This window comes from Cytobacillus massiliigabonensis (assembly GCF_900199725.1).
GTDB lineage: Bacteria > Bacillota > Bacilli > Bacillales > Cytobacillaceae > Cytobacillus > Cytobacillus massiliigabonensis.
The window spans coordinates 673,661-696,695 of sequence record NZ_LT904904.1 but is presented as its reverse complement, the minus strand read 5'-3'; the positions used below and the strand labels follow the sequence as shown (position 1 = coordinate 696,695).

Below are 23,035 nucleotides of genomic sequence, written 5' to 3'. Positions count from 1 at the left end.
AATCACCCACTTATATTTTTTCGTCTACCATCAGCCCGACAAACTCTGTCATTGCCGCGTAAAAATCCAACAACTTTTTCGAAGGAATTTCTCGAACTGTTTCCTTTGTAGAATCATCTACAATTCTTACATAATACTCATTCAATTTCTCATGATACTCAAACCTTATAGAAGTCTGCGCTGGTTCTAGGAACGAATTCATACTTTCTACAATTTCCCGAACTTCCTTTTCTTTCGGTTGATATCCCTTTTCGTTATTCAGTTGTTCTGAATAAGCAATCTTATCAATTTTCCCTTGGTAATATGAACTTATTCCTTCTGAAGTTGTGTTTCTAAGCTGTGAGGAAAGGACGTTAGTTGAAAGACTTTCTAGCATCACTCTTGCCTCCAATAGATTTAGTCACTTTTATATCGGAATAATTGACAAAGAATTTAATAATAAAAGGGGAATTCCATCGAATTAGTAAAAAAATTGTAGCCTTTAATGGAATTCAACTTTCATTTCTTTATTGTGATAGTTGATATCCACTTTTAGATAAAGCTGTCATTCACGCTAAGGATATCAATTTATATTTTTGAAACTTTAGATTAAGTAGATAATTATAGACAAGGACTTAGAGGAATATCTAGTAAGTGTAGAGGTGATAAATGGGGAATTGTCAATTGAAGAAACAGATAGTTTGAAAAAAACGTTTTATGAAAATTTTTTATAAAAAAAGATAAGTATTACACTAGTAAATTTAAGCGCTCGAGCTTAAGCTCGGCGCTTTTAGTGAAATAAGAGCCTCAATATTGGTTTCCTTTAGACTATCACCAAACGATTCAGCAAGTCTAAATAGTAGTGAGGAGCCTTTTTCCATCTTATATAATTATTCACAAATACCCACAATTCTAAATGCCACTGAACATAAAACTATTTTAGCTCTTCAGTAACACAACCATATGAGCCATCGTTGTATATCCATTATCAGTTAATAATTTCTGGACATTTGTTAAATATTGAAGGTTATGATCCACTGTTTTAGAAAAAGATTGAATTAACTTAATTACCAATTCAGTTGATAGTTTATCATTATACTTGGCAATACCAATAAGGTGCAGCTTTAGTAAAGCAAAATTCACTATCAACATCACATAACTATCGAAGAAATTTTTTTGATCGTATGGAAACAAGTTTTTAAAAATATAATTCACTAGGAAATTCTCTAATATATATGAATGTTGTTCAATAAATGGCATATAATGATTTTCATAAGCATCCTTATAACTGCTCATAACTACTTCTAAATTAGCACTCTCGTTAAATTTCAAACCTTCTAGCATTTCTTTCACGCATTCAATATACCTTTTACTAGTCACCCGTGAAGAGAAACGAAAATTAATTAAACTTTTGCAAACACTTAATTGAAAAGATATATTACTTGGAATATTTCCAACGGAGGCTAAAAAGGCTCCATTCGATATAGATGAAAAATATTCATCCATAATGATCGGTAGTCGGTCTTTCAAATCATGGGTTGCTATACTTGATATTTTTTGAAAAAACAATCCTAAAATAATTAGTCTATTTTCTATAGAAGTTGTTCTATCTTGCATAATACGGATGGAGAATATCCGTAAATCCCAAAATAATACATTATCTTTATCAGTAGAAAATTTTCCATCAATAAATCCAGGTGTATCTCTTGGTTCCTCCTCTTCTAAAAAATGAATTCCCTTCCCATTAAGGAGCGCTAATCTTGCCGCTTCTGGACAAGATAAAGTAGCACTTTTCTCAACAGTATTATCTACTTTATTTAACACTCTTGGATAAATAGCACATGTATTAGATAAAAATTCTTGACCTAACTCTTTTTGAATCTTACATAAATGATCTTCATCTAAAAATGTACATGCTCCCCCTTTATCCATTTTTATTTTCGCATAATTATCCGAAGAACTATTAGATCGATTTCTAGTAACATTCTTTTTCAATTGATCTTTCAAAACTGGGTTTGTCACTTTTCTATAACTAGTAAACGTCTCTTTATCAATATTAACATTCCATCCCGCACAGCATGTATCTTCACATGCTGAACCAATACATTGAAACTCTTTCATATACTCAGGAATTAAAATTGGTCTTGTATTCGATTTCATTCACATTGCCTCTTCACTTTTAGATTACTAACACTTTAAAGTTTTTCCAACTCTTTTGTAAAGCTATAAATCTATTTACGCTTTGGTCATCTTCCACTCACACAACAAAAAATCCTCTTCTGTATCAATATCATAAGATCTACTTTTTGACATAATAAATGCTGTAGTTTCTTCTGTTACAAATGTTTTTGTTTGAAGTAACCATTCTGTTTTTGCAACGTAGACTGCACCATTCAACATATAAACAGACGGTAAATCCTGACGCGGTACGGCCACTTCTTTTTGAGGGATGAACGGTTTCATCCCTCCATTCTCTAAAACTATATACATCCAGTAAGGTGATTTTTCTGATTCTGTCACACTGACACATGCTGAGGACTTTGTTCTCACCAATTGCTCAATGCATCCATCAATATCCTCTGCTAAGCGCAGCGGCGATGTCGGCTGCAACAAAACCACATAATCATAATCGGGTAACTCTTTTAAGGCATGGATCACTGGGTCTATACCTGGTGTCTTGTCCTCTGCCAGATGTTTCGGACGAATAAAAGGGACATCTGCTCCATAAGCTTTTGATATTCGAATTATTTCAGAGTCATCAGAAGAGACAATTACTCGATCAATATATTTCGATTTTTTTCCAGTCTCTATCGTCCAGGCGATTAATGGTTTACCTGCCAAATTACGGACATTCTTACGTGGGACCCCTTTAGAGCCTCCACGTGCCGGGACAATAGCTAATACCTTTTTATTGTTAATCATAGAAAGCCTCCACTGAATTCATAATTGGCCTTCTCGTAATCATCCATACGGCCAATATCAAGCCAGTACTCCCTCAATGGAAAAGCCGAAACTTCTTTTTGTTCATTCATCAACTGTTTAAATAAGTCCGGCATATCAAAAAATTCATTTTGAGGAACAGATTTCAGGACATCTGGACTCAATACGTAAATACCGGCATTTACAAAGCTTTTATGAACCGGTTTCTCTTCAATCGACAGAAGACGATGATTCTCTGTTGCTAAAACACCATACGGAATTTGATACTCATATTCACGAACACACATCGTCGCAACTGAATCCGTTTCATTATGAAAGCTTAGCAGTTGCTCATAATTAATTTTTGTCAGGAGATCACCATTCATGACAAAAAAGGGGTGACCAGGTTTGTCTGATAAAAGTGATAAGGCTCCTGCTGTTCCAAGTCTTTTTGTTTCTTCTATATACGATATATTTACACCAAGATGTCTACCATCCTGAAAATAGTCCTTAATCATTTCTTTCTTATAATTCACTGATAAAATAAAATTAGTAAAACCAAAACCTTTAAAACTATCAATAATTGTTTCTAAAATGGGCTTGTCCCCCACTTTCAACATTGGCTTTGGTACATGATCCGTCAAAGGCCGGAGTCTTGTACCAAGACCACCTGCCATTAAAATAACCGTATTTTCTTTTTTAAATGCTTGCTGATCTACATCATCTAAAAAAAGGATATCTTGAATCTGCTTTTCCTGATTCACTATCGGTAGTTGTTTCAGTTTTAGCTTTTTCATCAATTCATAATAATAAAATCGTTTCTTTCCCATTTGTTCATACACAGGTAGATCGTTCATAGCTTCTTGAATCGATGTGTCTAAAGACAACCCTTTCAATAACCCGCGTCGAATATCACCATCAGTTACTGTCCCTAGTATACGAGTATATTCATCAACAACAACAGCAAATTGCAAGGTAGTTTCATCAATTATTTTCATCGTATTCATAATAGATGTATGCGGACTAATCAATATATCTTTCCAGTTTTCCATCATCTACACTTCCTTAGCAGGCACCCCGAAAGCTTTGCTATTATCTCCTATAGTCCGTAGCACAAGCGATCCAGCACCGATTAATACTTGACTGCCAATCTGAACATTTTGAATGACTGTCGACCCTGTACCGATATGTGTAAGATCACCCACGGTTACATTGCCTGATAGCGTCGTACCTGGTGCTATGTGGCAATGCTTCCCGATGCGACAGTCATGATTAATGCTAGAAGAGGTATTTATAATAGTATTATCGGCAATTTCTACAAAAGCTTCAGTTACAGTTCCTGCCATTACTTGCACCCCTTCTCCTAACATGCAATAGGGAGAAATGACTGCACTTTGGTGAATAACTTGAGAAAACGTGTAACCTTTTTCTTTAAACTGTAGAAATATTTTTTCCCGTACCTTTGAAACAGCGATTGAACCTAAACCAAGTACAAGTTCAATATCATCGCTATTATATGAATCGATGACATCATCTGTACCTAGGTAAGGAATTCCAAATCGATTTTCCTGAATTGAAGGTGCTGTGAATCCAATAATCGAACAGTTTTGCTGCAGTAAAATATCTGTTAGTACAGTCGCATGCCCTCCATTTCCAATCAAAATAACTGGTTTATTCGCCAATTAGCTCATCCTCTTCATAGCTTTTCGATGCATTCGTTCCAATAATTGACCAATATTGAGAAGGGGACATTCCACTGCCTGGACGCTTAACAGTTACGTTTTCTTCCGTAAAAATTTCTCCTACTTCAATCGCCTTTGCAGCCACTAAGCTTTTACGTGCAGCTATTTGGTTTCGTTGCTCACTCATCGTCGGCTTCTTATCACCATTTCCTAACGATTGCTCAATGTTGCGAATCGTTCTTACCATTTCCGATAATTCATCCGGGTCTAAAGAAGCACGATGATCTGGACCTGGCAAAAGGCGACTGATAGTAAAATGCTTTTCAATCACTTTGGCGCCACGGGCAACTGCTGCAATTGGAACATAAATACCTACTGAATGATCAGAAAAACCAACATTAACTTGAATTTCTTTCTTTAAATGGTCCATCGCCCGCAAATTAATATCGGAGTATGGCGTAGGATACTCAGTCGTACAATGTAAAATCGTTACATAGTTCTTTAACCACTTCTTCGCTTCATCCGTATGATAAAATTCCTGAATAACTTCCTTTTCCACTTGTTTATCTGGATAGGCTAGACCGTATGCCATAAAAGACAAAGCTTCATGGATATCTCCCATCGTTGCCATACCTGTGGATAAAATAATCGGCTTTCGTTTTGTTGAGATATAGTGAACAAACGGCGCATTCGTTAATTCACCTGAAGGAATTTTCACTGTACGAATCCCTAGATCATCTACCAAAAAGTCAACACTTTCACGATCAAAAGGTGTCGATAGAAATTCAATCTTTTTTGCGTCACAGTATGATTTAAGCTGCATAAACTCTTCATAAGAAAGCTCTAATTTCTTCAACATGGCAAATTGAGACGTTTCTTCTCCGATATTATTCACCTGATAAGCAGCCTGCTTTGCCTTTTTCGTTACAAGATTCTCTGTCTTAAAGGTTTGAAACTTTACTGCATTTGCACCAGCTTTTACAGCTGCATCTACTAATGCAAAAGCAAGCTCAAGAGAACCATTATGATTCACACCCGCTTCGGCAATTATGTATGTTTGTTTATTCATAAGTCATAAAACTCCTTCTGAATCCAATAGGAAGGCACTTCTTTGAGAATGTCCACTATCTTCTGAGAAACATTTCCGTCACCAAAAATCTGTTCATAATCTTTATTAAATTGCAGAGCTTCTTCAATGCCTCTTCTAATTGACTCTTCTTTTAACTCAGTATCAAAAACAGAGGATGGTCTTTGTCTCCCAGCCTGACGATCCCCACAATTCACAGTAGGAGACTGAAGATATGGTACTTCAATAAGTCCACTAGATGAATTACCAATGACAGCATCAGCATGTTTCACTGCACTTAAATAGCGCACTTGCCCTAGCGAATCAAACAAATAGGCATGTTCGTTCTGTGCAGTATACCTTTCTATTGCCTCATTAATAAGTCTACCACCATTATCTGCATTGGACTTTGTAAAGACAAGATTCATATTAGAATATCCATTTAATGCTGATAGCAACGAATAAATTCCTTCTCCATCCCCATTCGTTTCAGGGTGATACGTAATAAGGAAAAGTGATTTGTTTTTATCGAGATTTAACTGAGTGTATAACTCATCCTTCGATAAAAGTGGCAATCTTAAAATATTCTCAATTCCCAATGCTCCAACATTCCAAACTCGATTTGGTGATTCACCAAGTTGAATCACTCGTTTTCTATGTTCATTAGTACTGGTAAAGTGCCATGTCGCTATTTTCGTAATCGCATGACGAATCGAATCATCATAAGCTCCGAATGTTAACTCTCCACCATGTAAATGTGCGACTGGGATACCCATAATTAATGCCACTTGTGACACAGCTAGCATTTCAAATCGATCGCCTAAAATCACAAGTACATCAGGCTCCAATCGATCAAGTGCATCAGCAAATCCGATTGTTGCAAGTCCCATCGATTTCACTACACCAACAGGAGTGTCTGATGATAGAAGCATTTCTACTTTCTCATCAATGACAAATCTATCTTTCTCAATCTGCTGATAGGTCAACCCGAATTCAGGAGATAGATGCATTCCTGTAACAATTAACTGTAAATCCAACTCATTATCTGCTTGGATTTCTTTCATCAGCCAATATAACAATCCATATTCTGCCCTAGTTGCTGTGACAACACAAATCTTACGTTTGTTCATTTTATCAGTCTTCCTTTATTGGCGTAGATGGAATATTAATGATTCTTTCGTTTAGCTCATTGGTCACTGATAAATCACCTGCTGGGCAATTTTTATACGGCATCAATTCATTCATTGGCACCCATATCGGTCTAGTCATTACGCCTTCGCTATTTAAAATCCCAAGCACCGCATCTCTGTTATGTTTATGCGCATCCAATATAATGGTTTGAAGCCAATAATTACTCGTCCCCAAAAAAGGTTCAGTAAATAATGTGATTCCTTCTATTGATTCAAATAACTTTTGATATCTCTGTGTTAGTTTTCTCTTAGAAAGGATAAACTCATCCATCTTCTCAAGTTGTGCACATCCTAATGCAGCATTAATATTTGGCATCCGATAGTTAAAAGCTATTTCATCGTGACGGTATTCCCAAGAATGAGGAATTTTAGCGGTTGTAGTAATATGCTTTGCATAGTCAGCTAATTTCTCATCATTCGTTAATATTGCTCCTCCTCCACCTGTTGTCATAATTTTATTGCCATTAAAGCTGAGTGCACTGACCGCTCCAAATCCCCCGGTATGCTTTCCTTTATAGAAAGAGCCTAATGATTCTGCTGCATCTTCGACAAGTACAAGATTATAACGATCACAGACATCTATTAATTCATCAAGAGCAACAGGATGACCAAATGTATGCATTGGAACTACTGCACGAATAACACGTCCAGTCTTTTTATTAATGAGTTGGCCATTTTTCATTTCACCAATTTCACGAATATGTTCTTCAAGCTTTACTGGATCCAATCCTAATGTTTGTTCTGAAACATCAACAAAATGAGGAACTGCTTGCAAATAAGAAACAGCATTTGCGGTAGCAATAAACGTCAGTGCGGGCATAAACACTTCATCATTTTCTTGTATTCCTACGGCTTTAAGCGCGATATGAAGAGCGGCTGTACCATTAACAACAGCAACCGCACGTTTCACCCCTGTATATTCTGCAAGTCTCTTCTCAAATTCATCTACATATTTCCCAACAGATGATACCCAGCCTGTTCGAATACAGTCTGTCACATACTCAATCTCTTTTTCATTGAACGTAGGCTCATGTAAAGGGATAAATTCTTTATTTCCATAAATTCCTTTTATACTTTGAGCTATTTCCTGCCACTCGCTACTCATATGTTGTATACATCTGCCTTATATTGAGATAAATTCTTCGGATTCGTAAACCATTCAGCCGTTTCTTTCAAACCACGCTTAAATCCATCCATTCCACCGTATAACGGCTCCCAGCTAAGCAATTCTTTTGCTTTTTGGTTATCTGCCCATAATCTTTCGACTTCGCTCTTTTCTGGGCGCAGCCGGATTTCATCTGTTTCAATTTCTACTTTTTTCCCCATCACTTCTGCGATTGCTTTAGCTGTTTCACCGATAGTAACTTCATAGTTACTCCCTATATTAATAACTTCGCCAATTGATCTTGCATTATTCATAACTGCGATAAATCCACTTACGGTATCCTTCACATAATTAAAATCTCTAGTAGGGCTTAATGCACCGAGTTTAATTTTCTCTTTACGAGAGGCAAGCTGTGTAATAATTGTTGGTATGACTGCACGCGCCGATTGTCTCGGTCCATATGTATTAAACGGACGGATAATTGAAACAGGTGTCTCAAATGACCGATAGAATGATAATGCCATTTGGTCCGCACCAATTTTTGAAGCAGAATAAGGCGATTGACCTTGTAAGGGATGCTCTTCATCAATGGGAACATATTTTGCTGTTCCATACACTTCACTTGTAGAAGTATGGACTACTTTAGAAACACCCAAATCCCTAGCAGCCTGCAAAACATTGAGAGTTCCTTTTATATTCGTATCGACGTAAGTATCTGGGGAGTGATAGGAATAAGGTATAGCTATAAGAGAAGCTAAGTGAAGTACAATGTCACACCCCTTCATCGCTGCCTTTACCCCATGCGGATCACGAATATCACCTGCAAAGATCTCTATCTCACTTTTTATTTGATCTGGTGATGAATCTAACCATCCCCATGAGTTAAATGAGTTATAGTATACAAATGCTTTCACCTCATATCCTTGCCTCACTAACTCCTCTGTTAAATGAGAGCCTATAAATCCATCTGCCCCTGTAATTAATACCTTTTTTGCCTTCATTTTTTAAAACTCCTTTACAACATATAAAAGTTTGTAAATCACCATACATATTTTTCCGCCCTTACCATTAAACTATCCTTATTTTTGACGATATAATAAATGGTTAGAAAATACTATAAAAGGTGGGAAATCAATGAAAAAGCAACACTACATAAGAACTATACTTTTAGTTGTAGCTCTTATATTCAGCTCCATTCTACCATACTCTGCAAATGCAGCAACACCTTCTGGAAGTGATCTAATGAAGATCACAAAAACAGTTGATGTTAATAGTTTGGTAGAAAACGATATTGCAAATGTAACATTATCAATTAAAGGAACTCCACAGGATTCCACAATTGTTAGACCAAATGATGTCATTTTAATTGTTGATAAATCTGGAAGTATGCAAAGCGACAATCGCTTAACTGCAGCCAAAAATGCAACAAAAGAATTTATTGATTTAATGGATCTAACTAAACATCAAGTGGGAATTGTTGATTATAGTGACACAGCATCTTCATTTCCTTTAACAACTGATGCGACAGCCGCAAAAGCATATGTAGATACAATCCAACTTGGCGGGGGAACAAATACGGGTGATGCAGTAAGAAAAGCAACTGCAATGCTAGCAAACCATCGCCCAGAAGCACAGCCAACGATTGTAATTCTTACAGATGGCGCTGCAAATAGTACTCCTGATGCGTTAGCAAGCGCAAAGGCTGCTAAAGATGCTGGAATTATTTTTTACTCAATTGCATTATTAGGAGCTAATGAAAACCCAGATACAAGTGCACCAAACAAATTATTAAAAGATATGTCTACATCAGCAGACCACCATCATTTTGTACTAGGTTCAGTTGGTTTATCTGATGTATACAAGAAAATTGTAGAGGAAATTGGATTAGCAAGCGCCTATAATGTGAAAATAACGGACACTGTTTCGCCTGAATTTGAAATCGTTCCTGGTTCATACGATAATAACATTCCAAAGCCTACAGTTAATGGAAACACATTAGAATGGGATGTACAGGAATTAAAATCAAAAGAACTAACATTTACTTATCAAATTCGTGCAAAGTCTACAACAAAAGCAGGAAAATATCCTTTAGGAAAAACATCAACAGTTTTTGAGGATCACCAGAAGATAAGCTATTCATTAGACACTGTGAATCCTACTATTGAAGTTCTTAACCCAAAACCAGTTATTTCAGCGATTAATCCTGAGAAAGGACTAACGACTGGTGGGGAAGAAGTTACGATTACAGGGAAGAACTTCCTACCAGGGGCGAAAGTTTATTTTGGTCAAAATCAAGCAACGGTTCTTTCTGAATCTCCAGATAAGCTTATTGTTAAAACTCCTATTGGAGCCCAAGGAGCAGTTGATGTAAAAGTAGTTAATAGTGATAATCAATTCGCTATCGGGTCGTTTATGTACTATGCTGAGCCAACTCTTTCTTATGTAACACCAGCAGAAGGAAAGATGGAAGGGGGCAATCAAATAGCCGTATTCGGCTCTAACTTTATGAATGGTGCGAAAGTTATTATTAATGGAATAGATGCATCTACAACTTTTGTCAATGCAAGCAAACTTTATGCGGTTGTTCCAGAATCGAAAACAGATGGTCTAGTCGCTGTAAAAGTGGTAAATCCTGATGGAACAGAAGTAGAGAAAGCTGATGCCTATACCTATTTAGTACCACCACCGCCACCAGTCATTCAACTAAACAGTCTTTCCGCTAATTCTGGTAAATTAACAGGTGGTGATACTGTTTATCTATTTGGCGCTAATTTTGATAGACAAGTTAAAGTTTATTTTGGGGATCAAGAAGCAGTTGTATACTCCTATGTAAATTCAAGTAAAATTGGAGTTACCGTCCCTGCATCAACAACTGTAGGCTTTGTTAATGTTAAAGCAGAAAACCCAGATGGTACTATCGCAGAGTTAACAAATGCCTATGAATATTTAGCACCACCACCGCCACCAGCACCAGAGATTACCCGATTATCAGAATCAACAGCATTAACTGGTGAACAAAAGATTATTTTTTTATTCGGCAAAAACATCACACGAACGTCTAAAGTCTATTTTGGCGATGAAGAGGCAGTCATAGATTTCATCACTACTAGCAAAATACGTATTAATATCCCTGTGAGCAATCAAGGTAAAACTGTTGATGTGAAATTAGTAAATCCTGATGGGCAATCTGCAGTACTAACCGGAGGATTCTCCTATACGGTACCAGTTATGGATCCTGCACCAACCATCACATCACTTTCAAATAATTCAGGGACTATTGCTGGAAATGAAGCGATCACGATTACCGGAAGCAACTTCAAAAAAGGAATGAAAGTTTATTTTGGCAATACTGCTGCTACGATTGTTTCAATGACTGATACAGAAGTTCAACTTATAACTCCAGTTTCTTCTGTTACTGGTTTAGTATCAGTTAAAGTAGTAAACCCAGATCAGCAAGAGTTCATCCTTACTGATAGCTATGAGTATATCCCAATTCCCATTACTGTTACAAGGCTTTCTGTAACTAGCGGCCCTGTAAAAGGCGGTAACGTAGTTTATATATATGGAACAAATTTCAATAATAAAATGGCTATTACTGTTAATGGACAAGCAGTGGATTATACGTACTACGGAACCACTCGCATCCGTATCACAATGCCAGCAGCTGCAGCAGCGGGCACAGTTGATATTACGGTTGACAAAGAAGGGGCTCAAGCTTCCATCCAATATACTTACAATTAATGAAGTATTCTCTTTGAAGAAGCTCTACGAAATAAAAAAGACTGGACTATTTATAGCCAGTCTTTTTTATTTATATTTCATTAATCGTTCATCCGCCAATAGCTGATTAATATATGTATTAACCAGTTCATAAAAGCGATTTAATTCATGAACAAGTTCGAGTAAATCATCACTTGAATACTTCCCTTTATCATCAAAATAAGCAAACTTATTAATGATTGAATCAAACATAAACGTGACCCTAGATAAGATAATGTCTTCCAACAGTTGATGTTTCGCCACTTTACGGAACCGTTTTACAACTTTAATCATATCATCTGGGGAAACCAATCCAATCTTTATATATCTGTTTAAATGCTTACTAGCTTCACTAACCTCTATTTTTAATAAGTCTAATTTGTTTAGAAACTCAGCAATCGAAACATTTAAATCTTTATCAATAGAAGGTTGAATCGTATTTCTTTCAAAGATGATGGATTTTTTAGGCTCGGTTAGTTCTATCATATTGGATGAAACATATTTTGTTCCTTCAATTTTCGCACCAAGTTTTGATAAATTATAGATCTTTAAACTTTCTGGAAGTGTTTTAATAAGTGATTCAAAAGATTCCAAAAAGATCTTTAATGCTTTCGTTGTTCCAACTTGAACACCTTGATTATTCTCTACCCACAGTTCATCTTTTAAATCTTTCATCCCTGAATGGTGCTTAACTCCCTCAGCATAGTATGCTCCACCAATTAGCGCTAAATCTTGACCTACTAAATATACTTCCGAAAAACCTAAGTAAGCTATTACTTGCAGCGTATAAATAGCTACTGAAGGTGCTGCATTTGGAAAAGGATAAATATCTTTAAAGAAGTGTGACGTTACATTATCTGTTAATGCTCTCGAGACAACAAGCGAGCCTTGGTGATGCTTTTGAATATTCGAATTGGACATTGTTTCATAAATAAGTGTCCCTTTATAATCTAAACCTTCAAAATGCGTTGCATAATTCAGATTACTTGCATCAACACTCAATACATAATCAGGGTGAATTCCGCTTTTTAACAATGCCCTTAATGCTGAGCCTACCGAAAACAGGTGATAGGAATCTTGCCTTTCCTCCAAAAAATCCATATGTTCTTTAAGTGATGGACCAGCTGCTATTAGAACCGCTCGTTCGCCTTTAAACTTCCCTTGAAGGGCTTTAATATTAATTGACTTTGAAATATGTTGGATATTTAATAAAGGCTCGACAATCCAATCTACTGCAAATTTCATTTCGGTATTATTTAATATTTGCTTCGTCTCAGTACCCTCATGGATAATTTTCAAACATTCTCTAACCGTTTTCTGATTAGCTTTTAAATAGTTAGGATGCGTTTGAATACATATTGGTATTGAAATATATTTTGATATAAATTGAGCAAATATAAGGGAAGTAAAATCCTTTAAATAAAAAAAGGATAATTTATTCGATTTCGAAATGCAGGATAGATGTTTTTCACTAAGTTTAATTTCAGAAAAAGGCTCGATAAAAAGAAAGTGCACATTTTTTTCAAACACTTTGCTTTGCATGAGAGTATCCAGAAGAACCCCATTACCAACCCCAATAAAAACGATAAATTGTTTATTTAGTTCACTTAGTTTTTTTAAATATCGCTGAGCCTCTTTCACCGGTGAATAAAGTGAATTTAATGGAACAATCGTTTCATTTTCTTCATATATAAATACGTTATGTCCCGAATCTGATAGTTGTTCTCTAATTTGGTAAACCATACTACATTTCCTCATTAATTTCATCAACAAATTCATTAAGAACAGGAAGTAGTTCATACTCCATTAAATCAAGTAAATACTCTAAATTGCCCATTTCCATTTGTTTAAATGCCTTCTCTGTAATGCTGGTCAAAACAATTGGGTCCATTAAATCTTTGTGTAAGAAAGTAGACACGCTAGAGAACTCCATTAAAGCTTCGATAACCTGCACAAAACTAACATTTACCGTAGAGAAATCCTCTTTATCCCTTGTGTTTTCAATATACTCATCGACTTTCTTAATATATAACTGCAATTCCGCTCTGAAATCTCGAAGAAGAATAGACGTATGAACAGCTTCGAAATAATGATCACTTAACGTTTCCGATAGTAATTCAGCTTGCTCTTCTGGTCCTAATGGTTGACCCTCTTTATCAACTAACACTAATTTCTCTCTAACCAAATATTTTTTTACGATTTGTTCAACCTCGATTGGATCCGTTTCGTTTGTAACTAACTCATCATTAATAAAAATCATTTTTGCTCTCTCCAATTTAAAAAATAGATAGCCGGATTCACGGCTATCTATTTATTATTTTTCATTTACCTATTAACGAAGTAATTGAAGTACACCTTGTGGCTGTTGGTTAGCTTGTGCAAGCATTGCTTGAGCTGCTTGAGAAAGAATAGAATTCTTCGTTTGGTTCATCATTTCTTTCGCCATATCCACATCGCGAATACGTGATTCAGCAGCAGATAAGTTCTCAGAAGAAGTACCTAAGTTATTAATTGTATGCTCTAAACGGTTTTGAAGAGCACCAAGATTAGAACGCTCTGCAGATACTCGACTAATCGCTTTGTTGATAGCAGAAAGAGATTTGTTAGCTTCTTTATTATCAGTAACAGCTAAAGCATCTACACCTAATGCACCTGAACTCATACTTTCAATTTTTAATGTAATAGTTTGAGAAACGTTCGCACCTACTTGGAAGATTGTATTTGTAATTCCGCCACTTAATAACTTCTGAGTATTAAATTCAGTTGTAGACGAGATACGATCAATTTCATTTACAAGTTGATTGATTTCTTTATCAATTTCCGCACGGTCTTCTGCTGTGTTTGTGTCGTTCGCACCTTGTACAGCAAGCTCACGCATACGTTGTAGGATTGAGTGTGTTTCATTTAATGCACCTTCAGCTGTTTGAATGAAAGAAATTGCATCTTGTGAGTTTTTAGCAGCCATATCTAAACCGCGGATTTGTCCACGCATTTTTTCAGAGATCGCTAGACCTGCTGCATCATCACCTGCACGGTTGATTTTAAGACCTGAAGCTAATTTCTCCATTGATTTAGCTTGAGCGTTGCCTGCATAACCTAATTGACGGTGTGTGTTCATTGCTGAAATATTGTGATTGATAATCATGTTTGTTTCCTCCTTGAGTGTTATATCCCACATCCATGTGGTTTTTAAGTTAAATAAGACAAAAGTCGGCCGCCTTATTCCTTATTCAACTTTACATTACTAATATCGACACGACCTGAGATTTATTTAGCAAAAATTAATTATTTTTTTGTTTGAAATAATTACCAAGGTCAGTAAGTAGTTTCGTCTCCGTCTTAATCGCATGCGTATTTTCTTCTTGAATCGAAAGATAGACTTCTTTTCGATGGATTTCAATGCTATTTGGTGCATTGATACCTAATTTTATCTGTTCCCCATCTATTGATAACACAATGATTTCTATGTCATCCCCAATAATAATTGATTCCTTTTGCTTTCTTGTTAATACTAGCATTTATTCCCCCTCCTGTTGAGTGCTCAGAGGTTCAATAAAAAGATGTCTAGTTGTGTAAGATGTATTGTTTAGAATTACTTGTTTCCCCTGCTTTATTGTCTGATTAATTATTATGGGCGCCTGCAAATTAGCCGTCGTTTGATGAAATGGATCTTTTATAGTTAAAATAACAAATACAACAACATCCTTTTCTGCTTCCACTTTCAGAGTATCAACTAGATCCTGCGGCAGTTCAAATTCATATTGTGGGAAAAAACTAAAAGGGTCTGTTATGATAAACGCAACCTCTTTTATATGAATCGATTGCAAAACAACCAGAGCCGTTTCTTCAAGCGGAATAAGGTAAAACTCCTTTTCTTCTAAAAAACCAGGAATGCCTGCAGGAAACGATATGATTTTTTCTGCTTCAATTTCCTGATCCCCATGAAATTTTGTTTTTATAATCATTTTTTCACCACTTACTTATTTTTTTCGGGAAACAAATTGACAAAGTCGATATCCAGACTGTTCCACTCCAATACTCCAACAGTTGTTTTACCAGGAGTATAATTATGGATTGGTTTTTGGACTTGTACATTTATAATCGGCTTTTGTGGTTCCACATGAATATTTACCTTTGCGGGTTCATAGTTCAGCTTTACACTAAAATGAGAAGGGATCCAGCCAATATTAAACTGCTTCATTGGCTTTTCACCATTTTCTTTCCCTTGTGCAGCAAGCGGATTCCCTTTGTTTTCAATTCTCATCAACTCATCCCCCTGCACCATTCTTCTTTGTATTCCCTTTAACGAATCACTGTATCCACTTTGAGCAAATTCCCTAATTCTAACCGCAACACTCTTTAAATCCATATCTGCACGTGCTTTTGTTTGATCAATTGTTAACCTGCCAGGTGTTGTTTTGATTTCTACAATGGCCTTCGGCTGTTCAATTGATTGAATCGCCTTTGGCTGTTCAATTTCCTGTACTGGATGTTCAATATTTAGCCCAATTTTAATAAAGTTCGATTGGAGCCTAATTTGAGGTAACTGCATATAAAACACTCCCTATAAAAAAAGCTATCTATAAAAATAGATAGCATTATCTTAAAAAGTCAACTAATGTCGGCTGAATGATTCGAGATCCGACACTTAAGGATGCACGGAGGACGCTTTCTGCCGTAGTCATTTCAATGATTGCCTTTTCCATATCAAGATCTTCATTACTAGAAAGAATTTGTGTTGAGAATACTTCCTGCTGTCCGAGTCTTTCATTCATCATCTCTACCCGATTTTGTCTTGCTCCAACTGTTGCACGTTCGCTGAGAAACTTATCTATGTGGTCATCAATATTATCTAGCTCACCGGTAATATCCTCGCCAGTTCCAGTTCTTATCTTATTAATCAAATCATCAAGATACGAATTTATTGGCTGTCCATTAGTTATATCTGTACCTCCAACTAATGGTCCAAATAGGTCTTTACCAACAGTGTTAATTGGCAATGTAATGCCTGAGAATACTTCTAATCTAATTTCTCCATCGCTATACCCATCAGAAGGTCTTTTATTCGTATCCTCCCCATTGAATATATATTGACCCCCAACTTCTGTGTCACCAATACTCTCAAGCTGACCTTTCAACTGCTCAATTTCCTTTGTAATTGCTTCTCGCTGGTCTTTTTCATGCGTGTCATTACTTGCTTTCACAGTAAGTTCTCTAATTCGCTGCAATGCAGATATTGCATTATCTAATGCGCTATCCGTACTATCTACCCATTTCTGTACTTCACCAATATTTCTTTGGTATTGTTGGATTCTTGATAAATCCGTTCGATATCCAAGCCCTAACATTGCAGCGACTGGATTATCTGATGGCTTTGTGAATTTCTTTTGAGTATTCATTTGCTCTTGGAGTTTGCCAAGTCTGTTATAATTATTATTTAAGTTTCTTAGCATATTATTTGAAAGCATTGTCTGAGTTACGCGCATTATTTAATATTCACTCCTTATCGTCCAACTACACCCATACCATTAATTATTTTATCGAGCATTTCATCAACCACAGTAATGTTTCTTGCTGAAGCATTGTAGGCATGCTGAAACTTGATCATATTTGACATTTCTTCATCCATGGATACCGCACTAACTGATTGTCTATTTACATCAACAGCATCTGCTAGAATCGCTGTATTTTCAGTGTTTTTAATTGCCTTTTGTGAATCGACCCCAAGTTTTCCGATGATTCCAGAATAGAATGTGTCAAGGCTCCCTGATAGTTTTCCAGGATTACCAGTGAGATAAGAAGAAAAATTTTTGGTCTTCAAGTCTGCTAACTCCTGTGCATTTCCGTTATCACCTGAAGCTCCACTTTTTTCACCCGCTGCAATTAAGCTTGGATTTTTAATTATGTCAGCATTCACTTTAATTAGTTGGGCGTAGTTACCAGTATTAGGAATATTTTTATCCCAAACAAAAAATTCAGGTGCTGGCTCGATGTCTCCTAATGTATGACCACCCATATGAATACGATTAAATTCTTCCACAAATGCAAACGTCATCTTATTCAAATTATCAATCATCTCTGGATAAGTTCCTTTGATGTCCCCAACTCCATCTTTATACCCATAGCTTTCAATTAATCCTGCAAGATCTCCTTTAAAGCTATTATCTGTGACTAGCTGTCCATTTCCAAATCTAACTCCTGTTACAGCACCTTTTGGATCTTTTGTATTTTCAAATTGAACCGATACTCCATTCGTTCTTTTAATACCTGATTTAGTCACACTCACTAGGTCAATAGGCGGATCGTAAGATTTGCCATCTTCCTTAACAACTTCAATATTATATAATCCTTCAGCAATCTCTTTGGCATTCCCGTAATTAGTCGGTTTAACATTTGTAACTTTAATATTAATTAGTTTCGAAAGATTATCTACCAATAAATCGCGTTGATCATATAGATCATTTGGCAAATAGCCATTTGGTTCTACTTCAGAAATTTGTTGATTAACTTGTGCAATGCTATCAATAAGGGTATTAATTTCTTTTGTTTTAACTTCAATTTGCTTTCCAACTTCGTCTTGTACCCGGGTTAAAGAGTTATAATAATAATTCAGTGTATCCGCAACCATTTGACCTGATGCGCCTACTACATCACGAGCACCTGAATTATTTGTATGGCTAGAAAGATCTTGCAAGGATTTCCAAAACTTCTCCATCACAGAGTGTAAACCTGAATCTGAAGGTTCATTCATAATCCCTTCCATTTTCGAAAGAGATTCGCTTAATGTGCCGTAGTAGCCAAATTTACTATATTCCGTACGGAACTGTGCATCAAGGAAGCCGTCTCTAATTCTTTGTATCGATCCTGCCTCAACACCGGTGCCCATTTGGCCAGGTAAGTAAGGACTATTCATACCTACCGGTGGATAAGGCAAGGTTGGCTGAAAGTTAACTCTTTGTCTTGAATAACCCGGTGTATTTGCATTTGAAATATTATGTCCTGTTGTATATAAAGCGCTTTGCTGGGTGAACATGCCACGGCGGGCTGTTTCTAGTCCCATAAAGGTTGAACGCATGTTTGTTCCTCCATCCTCTTATGCTTTTGAGTTAAACATTCCTTTGGCATTTTTGTTGTAAGGGTTGTTTGATTTTGTCGGTGGTCCATAATTTATATTTTCCGGCTGTGGCCATAGTAAGCTCATAGAAACATTGACGAATTGCAGTGAATTATGAACGAGCTGCTGATTTAAATAATTCTGTTCCTTTAATCTCAAGACCAGCTGGATAAGTTCATTTGTTGCGTTCATTACTTTTTCTTGTTCAGCAGCTGCAAAATTTTCTATGCAATCTGATACTGTTGGTTGATCAATATGTGGAACAATGACCTTTGCTAACTTTTGGCGTTCCTTTTCCATTCGATCAATGGCAGCGATATGTGACTGCTCATCTTTTAATAATTGGTCAAGGGCGTCCATGTCCCCAGTTTTGATGATATCCGTTTTTTTTATTGCAAGTTCATATAAGCTTTTATGAAGCTTGCACAGCTTTTCCATTGATGCAATTAACAATTCAGCAGACATGTGAACCCCTTCCAATCATTATTGTTTATAGAAATTGAGGATGCTTCTTGCTACCTCATTTGGGTTGATCTTGTAAGTACCGTTCTCCACTTGGATTTTTAGCTCATCTACCTTTGTTTGGCGATTGACGGCATATTGGGAGACTTGCTGCATTTCTTTTGCTGTTGATGAAATTTCTATTTTATCGGTTGCATTTGCTGTTGTTCTTGCAGCATTTTCAAGTTTATTCATTTGACGTTTATACGGGTTCACACCTGAAGTGCCAAAGTTATTGATTTTCATTGATATCCCTCACTTTCATACCGAGCGAATTTCTATATAGTTATTATCGGTAAAAGTGTAATGTTTTTAAATATTATTTTTCGATTAGCCGAAATCACTTCTAATTACCTATTGAAAAGAAAGATGATTTGTTTATTTTGAACTAGTAAATATCAACTTTTGAAATAAAAAACCTGTAAGATATTCAAGCAGATCATCAATCCTCTCCATATCCAACAGGTCATTTTCAATATGCTATTTTCTCCCTTTGATCTTCTCATCCATCGCAAAATAAGTTGCATTCTTCTTTCTTCTCTCAATTTCCAATCTCCGCTCTTCTTCCATTGCAAAAATATCAAGCTCTTTCCGAAGAATCTCCGCACAACTATCACAAAGCTTTCCAGTACGAATGATCGCCCCGCATTTATCACACGGGTATCCAAGATTTGGAAATTGCGTCAATTTAAGTCGGCCGGTTTTGATGAATTTTAAGATTAGTTCTTCTTCTACTTCTGTTGCATTTACGACCTGTTCCATTGTTGCTGCACGGTTTTCACGTTTGCGGATGAATTGGTAAACAGTTTCATATGCCTTTTCTTCCTCTTTCCAGCAATTTTGGCAGATGTCGCGGAATTGTGTTTTTACAAATATGTCATTACAGTTTGGACAGTTTGTCAGTTCAGACACGCTGGCTCCTCCTTATTATCTTTAAAATCATTTTTCCACATTATAGCCCTAATGCCGGAATTAGGAAATGTCAGATTTGTGAAATTCTGTTATCCTCTTGCTATCGTGAGCGAGGCTATTGATCCGGCACCTGCATCTTTAAGCACTTTCGCGGCATGTCTAATCGTAGAACCTGTAGTATATATATCGTCAATAAGGAGGATTTTTTTATTTGGAATATTTATCTTTGTTTGAAAAACTTGTCGAAGATGAATTCGTTCTGTGCGGGATTTCTTTGATTGCTTTTCTGAATGGGTTCTTGTAAGGAGGTTGTTGGGCTGATAACCGCTAGCCGCAATCAAAGCTTCTGATTGATTGAAGCCCCGTTCATAGAGGCGTTTCTCGCTCAGCGGGATCGGAACAATTGTGTCAAAGGGGATCGAGCGGAGCTTTTGCTTGATTAATGGTGCAAATATATATGCAAGCATATAATCCCCGCGGTATTTGTATTGGGCGATTACTTCCTGTGCAAAATCGTTGTACTGAATAAGAGAATAGTTCCTTTCAAGCGTACCTGCCCATTGGTCATCCGCCTCCCAGCGAATACAATCCAAGCATCGGTTATCCACTATATATTGCGGTTCAACTCTTGCTAGTGGGCGATCGCATGTCTGGCAGGTTACACCTTCTATTTTTTCAAATTTTGTGTAGCATTCCGTACACATGAAGTTCGATTCTTCTTTAGAAAATAATGCAGTCCACCCCATTTGAGGCATTAATTCTGAAAAGCAGACAAGACAATGTTCAATAATCAATCAGTCCTTTCTTTCGCGCTTCTTCATTCATTTTTACGATTTTATTTTTCGCGCGTATCATTGCTTTTGTTTTTCCATAGTGAAAAAAAGTGATCTCTCCGCTTGGAGCCTGCCAACTCCTGCCCACACGGCCGGCAATTTGAACGAGGGCACTTTCTGTAAATATACGATCCTCTGCACCTAATACGGCCACATCAATATTAGGGAAAGTTACTCCTCTTTCTAAAATCGTAGTAGTTAGCAGCATAGGGGTTTCTTTGTTCCGCATCGCCATTACTTTTTCCTTCCTTTTTGGATCTTCTGCATGGACAGCCTCTATATTCGGGTTCAATGTTCTTATAAGCGGAAGAATTTTTTCCATTTTATCAATTTTTGGAATGAAGAGGAGGCATTGTTTGTTGGCGTCCAGACGTTTTTTTACCCATTGAAGGATATTTTGAGGAAGACGATTCTTCTTAAGCAATTTCTCCCAATTGCCACACCATTGAAAACGTGGGACCGGCAGTGGATGACGATGGAAGCGAGCGGGAATTGTAACAATTTCCTTTTTTCCTTGAAGGCATTCTGTTTGCCATTTTTCATTTGGAGTAGCAGTAAGGTAGATCATAGAGGATGACTGTTTCCGGGCTTGTCGGACCGCATGCTGGAGAGTTTCTTCCACAGAATAAGGAAAGGCATCGACTTCATCGAGAATGACCGTATCAAAAGCCTGGTAGAATCGCAGAAGCTGGTGGGTTGTTGTGATTGTTAGAGGGGCATTCAAATGGCGATCTTCGCTGCCCCCATAGAGTGAAGCAACCTGTATGTTCGGGAAGACATTTTTTAGACGAGGGGTCAGCTCAAGCACAACATCTGTTCTTGGCGTTGCCAGGCATACTCTTTTCCCAGAAGTTAGCGCAGTGTCAATCCCTTGAAAAAGCACTTCGGTTTTCCCAGCCCCGCACACAGCCCATACGAGCAGCTCTTTGTTTTCATTGATCGCCTGAACCACTCGTTGTGAGGCTGTTTGCTGTCCTTCAGATAGGGAGCCGTTCCAAGAAAGCTGTGGGCTATTCATTTCCCATAGTGTCGTTGGTCCAGTCCAGCTGATTAATGGGGTACATGCACTGATCCTTCCCATCATAATGCATTTCCGGCAGTAAAGGCAGTCTTCCCCGCAGCGGGAACATGGGAAGTGAGCGAAAAAGTGTTTATCTTTATTGCCGCATCGTGTGCAAGCAGGTTTGTTTTTTTCAATTGAAATTCCTTTGCGGTAAATGAGGCAGCCATTTTCGTAGTGTTCTTGGAGTTCTTCGATGGGAAAAGCGAGATCATCCAGCAATAGCTGTTTGCCTATTAACTGTTGTTGGAGTTCTATGTTGTAGGAGTAATTTAGATTCATTTGATTAAAGGGAATTTGATCGATAGATGAGATTGGGAGTGTTATCTCAGGGGATGTAAGGAGTTTATCAGGAATGAGTTTCGAATGTACAATTGCAAATCTCAAAGAAACACCTCATTTATAACTATATGGTTTTTGTTAGTCACAAAATAATCTAACAGCCGCCTTATTTTAATAACTAGTTTTGAATAAGACGACCGTTATCTTTATTGAAATTACTATTAAACCTATTAGGTTATTCGTAAAATGCTTTTTCTTGCTTCATGAACGCTTCTTGGCTGCCAGTTTTTCGGTCTTAATCTTTTTCGGGCGGCATGAACGCTTCTTGGCTACCAGTTTTTCGGTCTTTCTCATATTCGATCGGCATGAGCACTTCATGGCTACCAATTTTTTCGGGCTTTCTCTTTTTCGGGCGACATGAGCGCTTCTTGGCTACCAGTTTTTCGGGCTTTCTCATATTCGATCGGCATGAACGCTTCATGGCNTCCCCGCGGTATTTGTATTGGGCGATTACTTCCTGTGCAAAATCGTTGTACTGAATAAGAGAATAGTTCCTTTCAAGCGTACCTGCCCATTGGTCATCCGCCTCCCAGCGAATACAATCCAAGCATCGGTTATCCACTATATATTGCG

General features: G+C 37.0%; 23 protein-coding genes. 1 reads left to right on the top strand and 22 read right to left on the bottom strand.

From position 1 onward, the window contains the following. Positions 1-10: 10 nt before the first annotated feature. The 9 genes from flaG to C1726_RS14415 all read right to left on the bottom strand — a co-directional run bounded on the left by flaG (position 11) and on the right by C1726_RS14415 (position 8,942). Positions 11-376: a flagellar protein FlaG gene (gene flaG / locus C1726_RS14455; RefSeq protein ID WP_102273803.1), complete on the bottom strand. Its 366-nt coding sequence runs from the start codon at positions 374-376 to the stop codon at positions 11-13. Between the two features lie 542 nt (positions 377-918). Then, a complete protein-coding gene (gene fliB, locus C1726_RS14450) occupies positions 919-2,139 on the bottom strand; it encodes a flagellin lysine-N-methylase (RefSeq protein WP_102273802.1) in 1,221 nt (406 codons plus the stop codon). A gap of 75 nt (positions 2,140-2,214) precedes the next feature. Beyond that, complete coding sequence (locus tag C1726_RS14445) at positions 2,215-2,901, bottom strand: acylneuraminate cytidylyltransferase family protein (protein WP_102273801.1); 687 nt, start codon at positions 2,899-2,901, stop codon at positions 2,215-2,217. Beyond that, positions 2,898-3,950, bottom strand: a complete 1,053-nt coding sequence (locus C1726_RS14440) for a nucleotidyltransferase family protein (RefSeq protein WP_102275815.1) — start codon at positions 3,948-3,950, stop codon at positions 2,898-2,900. Before C1726_RS14440 ends, C1726_RS14445 begins: the two co-directional genes overlap by 4 nt. Before the next feature lie 3 nt (positions 3,951-3,953). Next, positions 3,954-4,580, bottom strand: coding sequence for an acetyltransferase (locus tag C1726_RS14435; RefSeq protein WP_102273800.1), 627 nt, complete (start codon positions 4,578-4,580; stop codon positions 3,954-3,956). Then, positions 4,570-5,649 carry an N-acetylneuraminate synthase gene (neuB, locus tag C1726_RS14430; protein WP_102273799.1) on the bottom strand — a complete coding sequence of 360 codons (1,080 nt, stop codon included), beginning with the start codon at positions 5,647-5,649 and terminating at the stop codon, positions 4,570-4,572. The genes C1726_RS14435 and neuB overlap by 11 nt, the downstream gene beginning before the upstream one ends. Beyond that, a complete protein-coding gene (gene neuC / locus C1726_RS14425; protein WP_102273798.1) occupies positions 5,646-6,776 on the bottom strand; it encodes a UDP-N-acetylglucosamine 2-epimerase in 1,131 nt (376 codons plus the stop codon). The genes neuB and neuC overlap by 4 nt, the downstream gene beginning before the upstream one ends. Before the next feature lie 4 nt (positions 6,777-6,780). Continuing rightward, positions 6,781-7,941, bottom strand: a complete 1,161-nt coding sequence (locus C1726_RS14420) for a LegC family aminotransferase (protein WP_102273797.1) — start codon at positions 7,939-7,941, stop codon at positions 6,781-6,783. Continuing rightward, positions 7,938-8,942: an NAD-dependent 4,6-dehydratase LegB gene (locus C1726_RS14415; RefSeq protein WP_102273796.1), complete on the bottom strand. Its 1,005-nt coding sequence runs from the start codon at positions 8,940-8,942 to the stop codon at positions 7,938-7,940. Before C1726_RS14415 ends, C1726_RS14420 begins: the two co-directional genes overlap by 4 nt. 133 nt (positions 8,943-9,075) lie before the next feature. Here C1726_RS14415 and C1726_RS14410 point away from each other — a divergent pair, with 133 nt between their 5' ends. Further along, positions 9,076-11,682 carry an IPT/TIG domain-containing protein gene (locus C1726_RS14410; protein ID WP_102273795.1) on the top strand — a complete coding sequence of 869 codons (2,607 nt, stop codon included), beginning with the start codon at positions 9,076-9,078 and terminating at the stop codon, positions 11,680-11,682. A gap of 66 nt (positions 11,683-11,748) precedes the next feature. Here the strand turns inward: C1726_RS14410 and C1726_RS14405 are convergent, their stop codons facing one another. The 13 genes from C1726_RS14405 to C1726_RS14345 all read right to left on the bottom strand — a co-directional run bounded on the left by C1726_RS14405 (position 11,749) and on the right by C1726_RS14345 (position 22,507). Then, entirely contained in the window at positions 11,749-13,443 is a 1,695-nt protein-coding gene (locus C1726_RS14405; RefSeq protein ID WP_180968207.1) for a motility associated factor glycosyltransferase family protein, read from the bottom strand. Position 13,444: 1 nt separating this feature from the next. Beyond that, positions 13,445-13,960 (bottom strand): hypothetical protein, encoded by a 516-nt coding sequence (locus C1726_RS14400; RefSeq protein WP_102273793.1) that lies wholly within the window; start codon positions 13,958-13,960, stop codon positions 13,445-13,447. Between the two features lie 72 nt (positions 13,961-14,032). After that, positions 14,033-14,845, bottom strand: a complete 813-nt coding sequence (gene hag / locus C1726_RS14395; protein ID WP_102273792.1) for a flagellin Hag — start codon at positions 14,843-14,845, stop codon at positions 14,033-14,035. Between the two features lie 136 nt (positions 14,846-14,981). Continuing rightward, complete coding sequence (csrA, locus tag C1726_RS14390; protein WP_102273791.1) at positions 14,982-15,218, bottom strand: carbon storage regulator CsrA; 237 nt, start codon at positions 15,216-15,218, stop codon at positions 14,982-14,984. After that, positions 15,219-15,665: a flagellar assembly protein FliW gene (fliW, locus tag C1726_RS14385; RefSeq protein ID WP_102273790.1), complete on the bottom strand. Its 447-nt coding sequence runs from the start codon at positions 15,663-15,665 to the stop codon at positions 15,219-15,221. It abuts the gene before it with no gap. 11 nt (positions 15,666-15,676) lie between these two features. Beyond that, a complete protein-coding gene (locus C1726_RS14380; RefSeq protein WP_102273789.1) occupies positions 15,677-16,252 on the bottom strand; it encodes a DUF6470 family protein in 576 nt (191 codons plus the stop codon). 46 nt (positions 16,253-16,298) lie between these two features. After that, positions 16,299-17,186, bottom strand: a complete 888-nt coding sequence (gene flgL / locus C1726_RS14375; protein ID WP_102273788.1) for a flagellar hook-associated protein FlgL — start codon at positions 17,184-17,186, stop codon at positions 16,299-16,301. A 17-nt stretch (positions 17,187-17,203) separates the two neighbouring features. After that, on the bottom strand, positions 17,204-18,775 hold the full coding sequence (gene flgK, locus C1726_RS14370; RefSeq protein WP_102273787.1) for a flagellar hook-associated protein FlgK: 1,572 nt from the start codon (positions 18,773-18,775) through the stop codon (positions 17,204-17,206). An 18-nt stretch (positions 18,776-18,793) separates the two neighbouring features. Then, on the bottom strand, positions 18,794-19,279 hold the full coding sequence (locus tag C1726_RS14365; protein ID WP_102273786.1) for a flagellar protein FlgN: 486 nt from the start codon (positions 19,277-19,279) through the stop codon (positions 18,794-18,796). Positions 19,280-19,297: 18 nt separating this feature from the next. Beyond that, complete coding sequence (flgM, locus tag C1726_RS14360) at positions 19,298-19,561, bottom strand: flagellar biosynthesis anti-sigma factor FlgM (RefSeq protein WP_102273785.1); 264 nt, start codon at positions 19,559-19,561, stop codon at positions 19,298-19,300. A 234-nt stretch (positions 19,562-19,795) separates the two neighbouring features. Further along, positions 19,796-20,227 carry a TIGR03826 family flagellar region protein gene (locus C1726_RS14355; protein WP_102273784.1) on the bottom strand — a complete coding sequence of 144 codons (432 nt, stop codon included), beginning with the start codon at positions 20,225-20,227 and terminating at the stop codon, positions 19,796-19,798. A gap of 89 nt (positions 20,228-20,316) precedes the next feature. Continuing rightward, positions 20,317-21,021 carry a ComF family protein gene (locus C1726_RS14350; RefSeq protein ID WP_322090997.1) on the bottom strand — a complete coding sequence of 235 codons (705 nt, stop codon included), beginning with the start codon at positions 21,019-21,021 and terminating at the stop codon, positions 20,317-20,319. After that, complete coding sequence (locus C1726_RS14345; RefSeq protein WP_102273782.1) at positions 21,011-22,507, bottom strand: DEAD/DEAH box helicase; 1,497 nt, start codon at positions 22,505-22,507, stop codon at positions 21,011-21,013. Before C1726_RS14345 ends, C1726_RS14350 begins: the two co-directional genes overlap by 11 nt. Positions 22,508-23,035 lie beyond the last annotated feature (528 nt).

Bases quoted from the DNA above. Each gene is read 5' to 3' on its own strand.
- flaG (WP_102273803.1), bottom strand. From the start codon at position 376: ATGCTAGAAAGTCTTTCAACTAACGTCCTTTCCTCACAGCTTAGAAAC.
- fliB (WP_102273802.1), bottom strand. From the start codon at position 2,139: ATGAAATCGAATACAAGACCAATTTTAATTCCTGAGTATATGAAAGAG.
- C1726_RS14445 (WP_102273801.1), bottom strand. From the start codon at position 2,901: ATGATTAACAATAAAAAGGTATTAGCTATTGTCCCGGCACGTGGAGGC.
- C1726_RS14440 (WP_102275815.1), bottom strand. From the start codon at position 3,950: ATGGAAAACTGGAAAGATATATTGATTAGTCCGCATACATCTATTATG.
- neuB (WP_102273799.1), bottom strand. From the start codon at position 5,649: ATGAATAAACAAACATACATAATTGCCGAAGCGGGTGTGAATCATAAT.
- neuC (WP_102273798.1), bottom strand. From the start codon at position 6,776: ATGAACAAACGTAAGATTTGTGTTGTCACAGCAACTAGGGCAGAATAT.
- C1726_RS14420 (WP_102273797.1), bottom strand. From the start codon at position 7,941: ATGAGTAGCGAGTGGCAGGAAATAGCTCAAAGTATAAAAGGAATTTAT.
- C1726_RS14415 (WP_102273796.1), bottom strand. From the start codon at position 8,942: ATGAAGGCAAAAAAGGTATTAATTACAGGGGCAGATGGATTTATAGGC.
- C1726_RS14410 (WP_102273795.1), top strand. From the start codon at position 9,076: ATGAAAAAGCAACACTACATAAGAACTATACTTTTAGTTGTAGCTCTT.
- C1726_RS14405 (WP_180968207.1), bottom strand. From the start codon at position 13,443: ATGGTTTACCAAATTAGAGAACAACTATCAGATTCGGGACATAACGTA.
- C1726_RS14400 (WP_102273793.1), bottom strand. From the start codon at position 13,960: ATGATTTTTATTAATGATGAGTTAGTTACAAACGAAACGGATCCAATC.
- hag (WP_102273792.1), bottom strand. From the start codon at position 14,845: ATGATTATCAATCACAATATTTCAGCAATGAACACACACCGTCAATTA.
- csrA (WP_102273791.1), bottom strand. From the start codon at position 15,218: ATGCTAGTATTAACAAGAAAGCAAAAGGAATCAATTATTATTGGGGAT.
- fliW (WP_102273790.1), bottom strand. From the start codon at position 15,665: ATGATTATAAAAACAAAATTTCATGGGGATCAGGAAATTGAAGCAGAA.
- C1726_RS14380 (WP_102273789.1), bottom strand. From the start codon at position 16,252: ATGCAGTTACCTCAAATTAGGCTCCAATCGAACTTTATTAAAATTGGG.
- flgL (WP_102273788.1), bottom strand. From the start codon at position 17,186: ATGCGCGTAACTCAGACAATGCTTTCAAATAATATGCTAAGAAACTTA.
- flgK (WP_102273787.1), bottom strand. From the start codon at position 18,775: ATGCGTTCAACCTTTATGGGACTAGAAACAGCCCGCCGTGGCATGTTC.
- C1726_RS14365 (WP_102273786.1), bottom strand. From the start codon at position 19,279: ATGTCTGCTGAATTGTTAATTGCATCAATGGAAAAGCTGTGCAAGCTT.
- flgM (WP_102273785.1), bottom strand. From the start codon at position 19,561: ATGAAAATCAATAACTTTGGCACTTCAGGTGTGAACCCGTATAAACGT.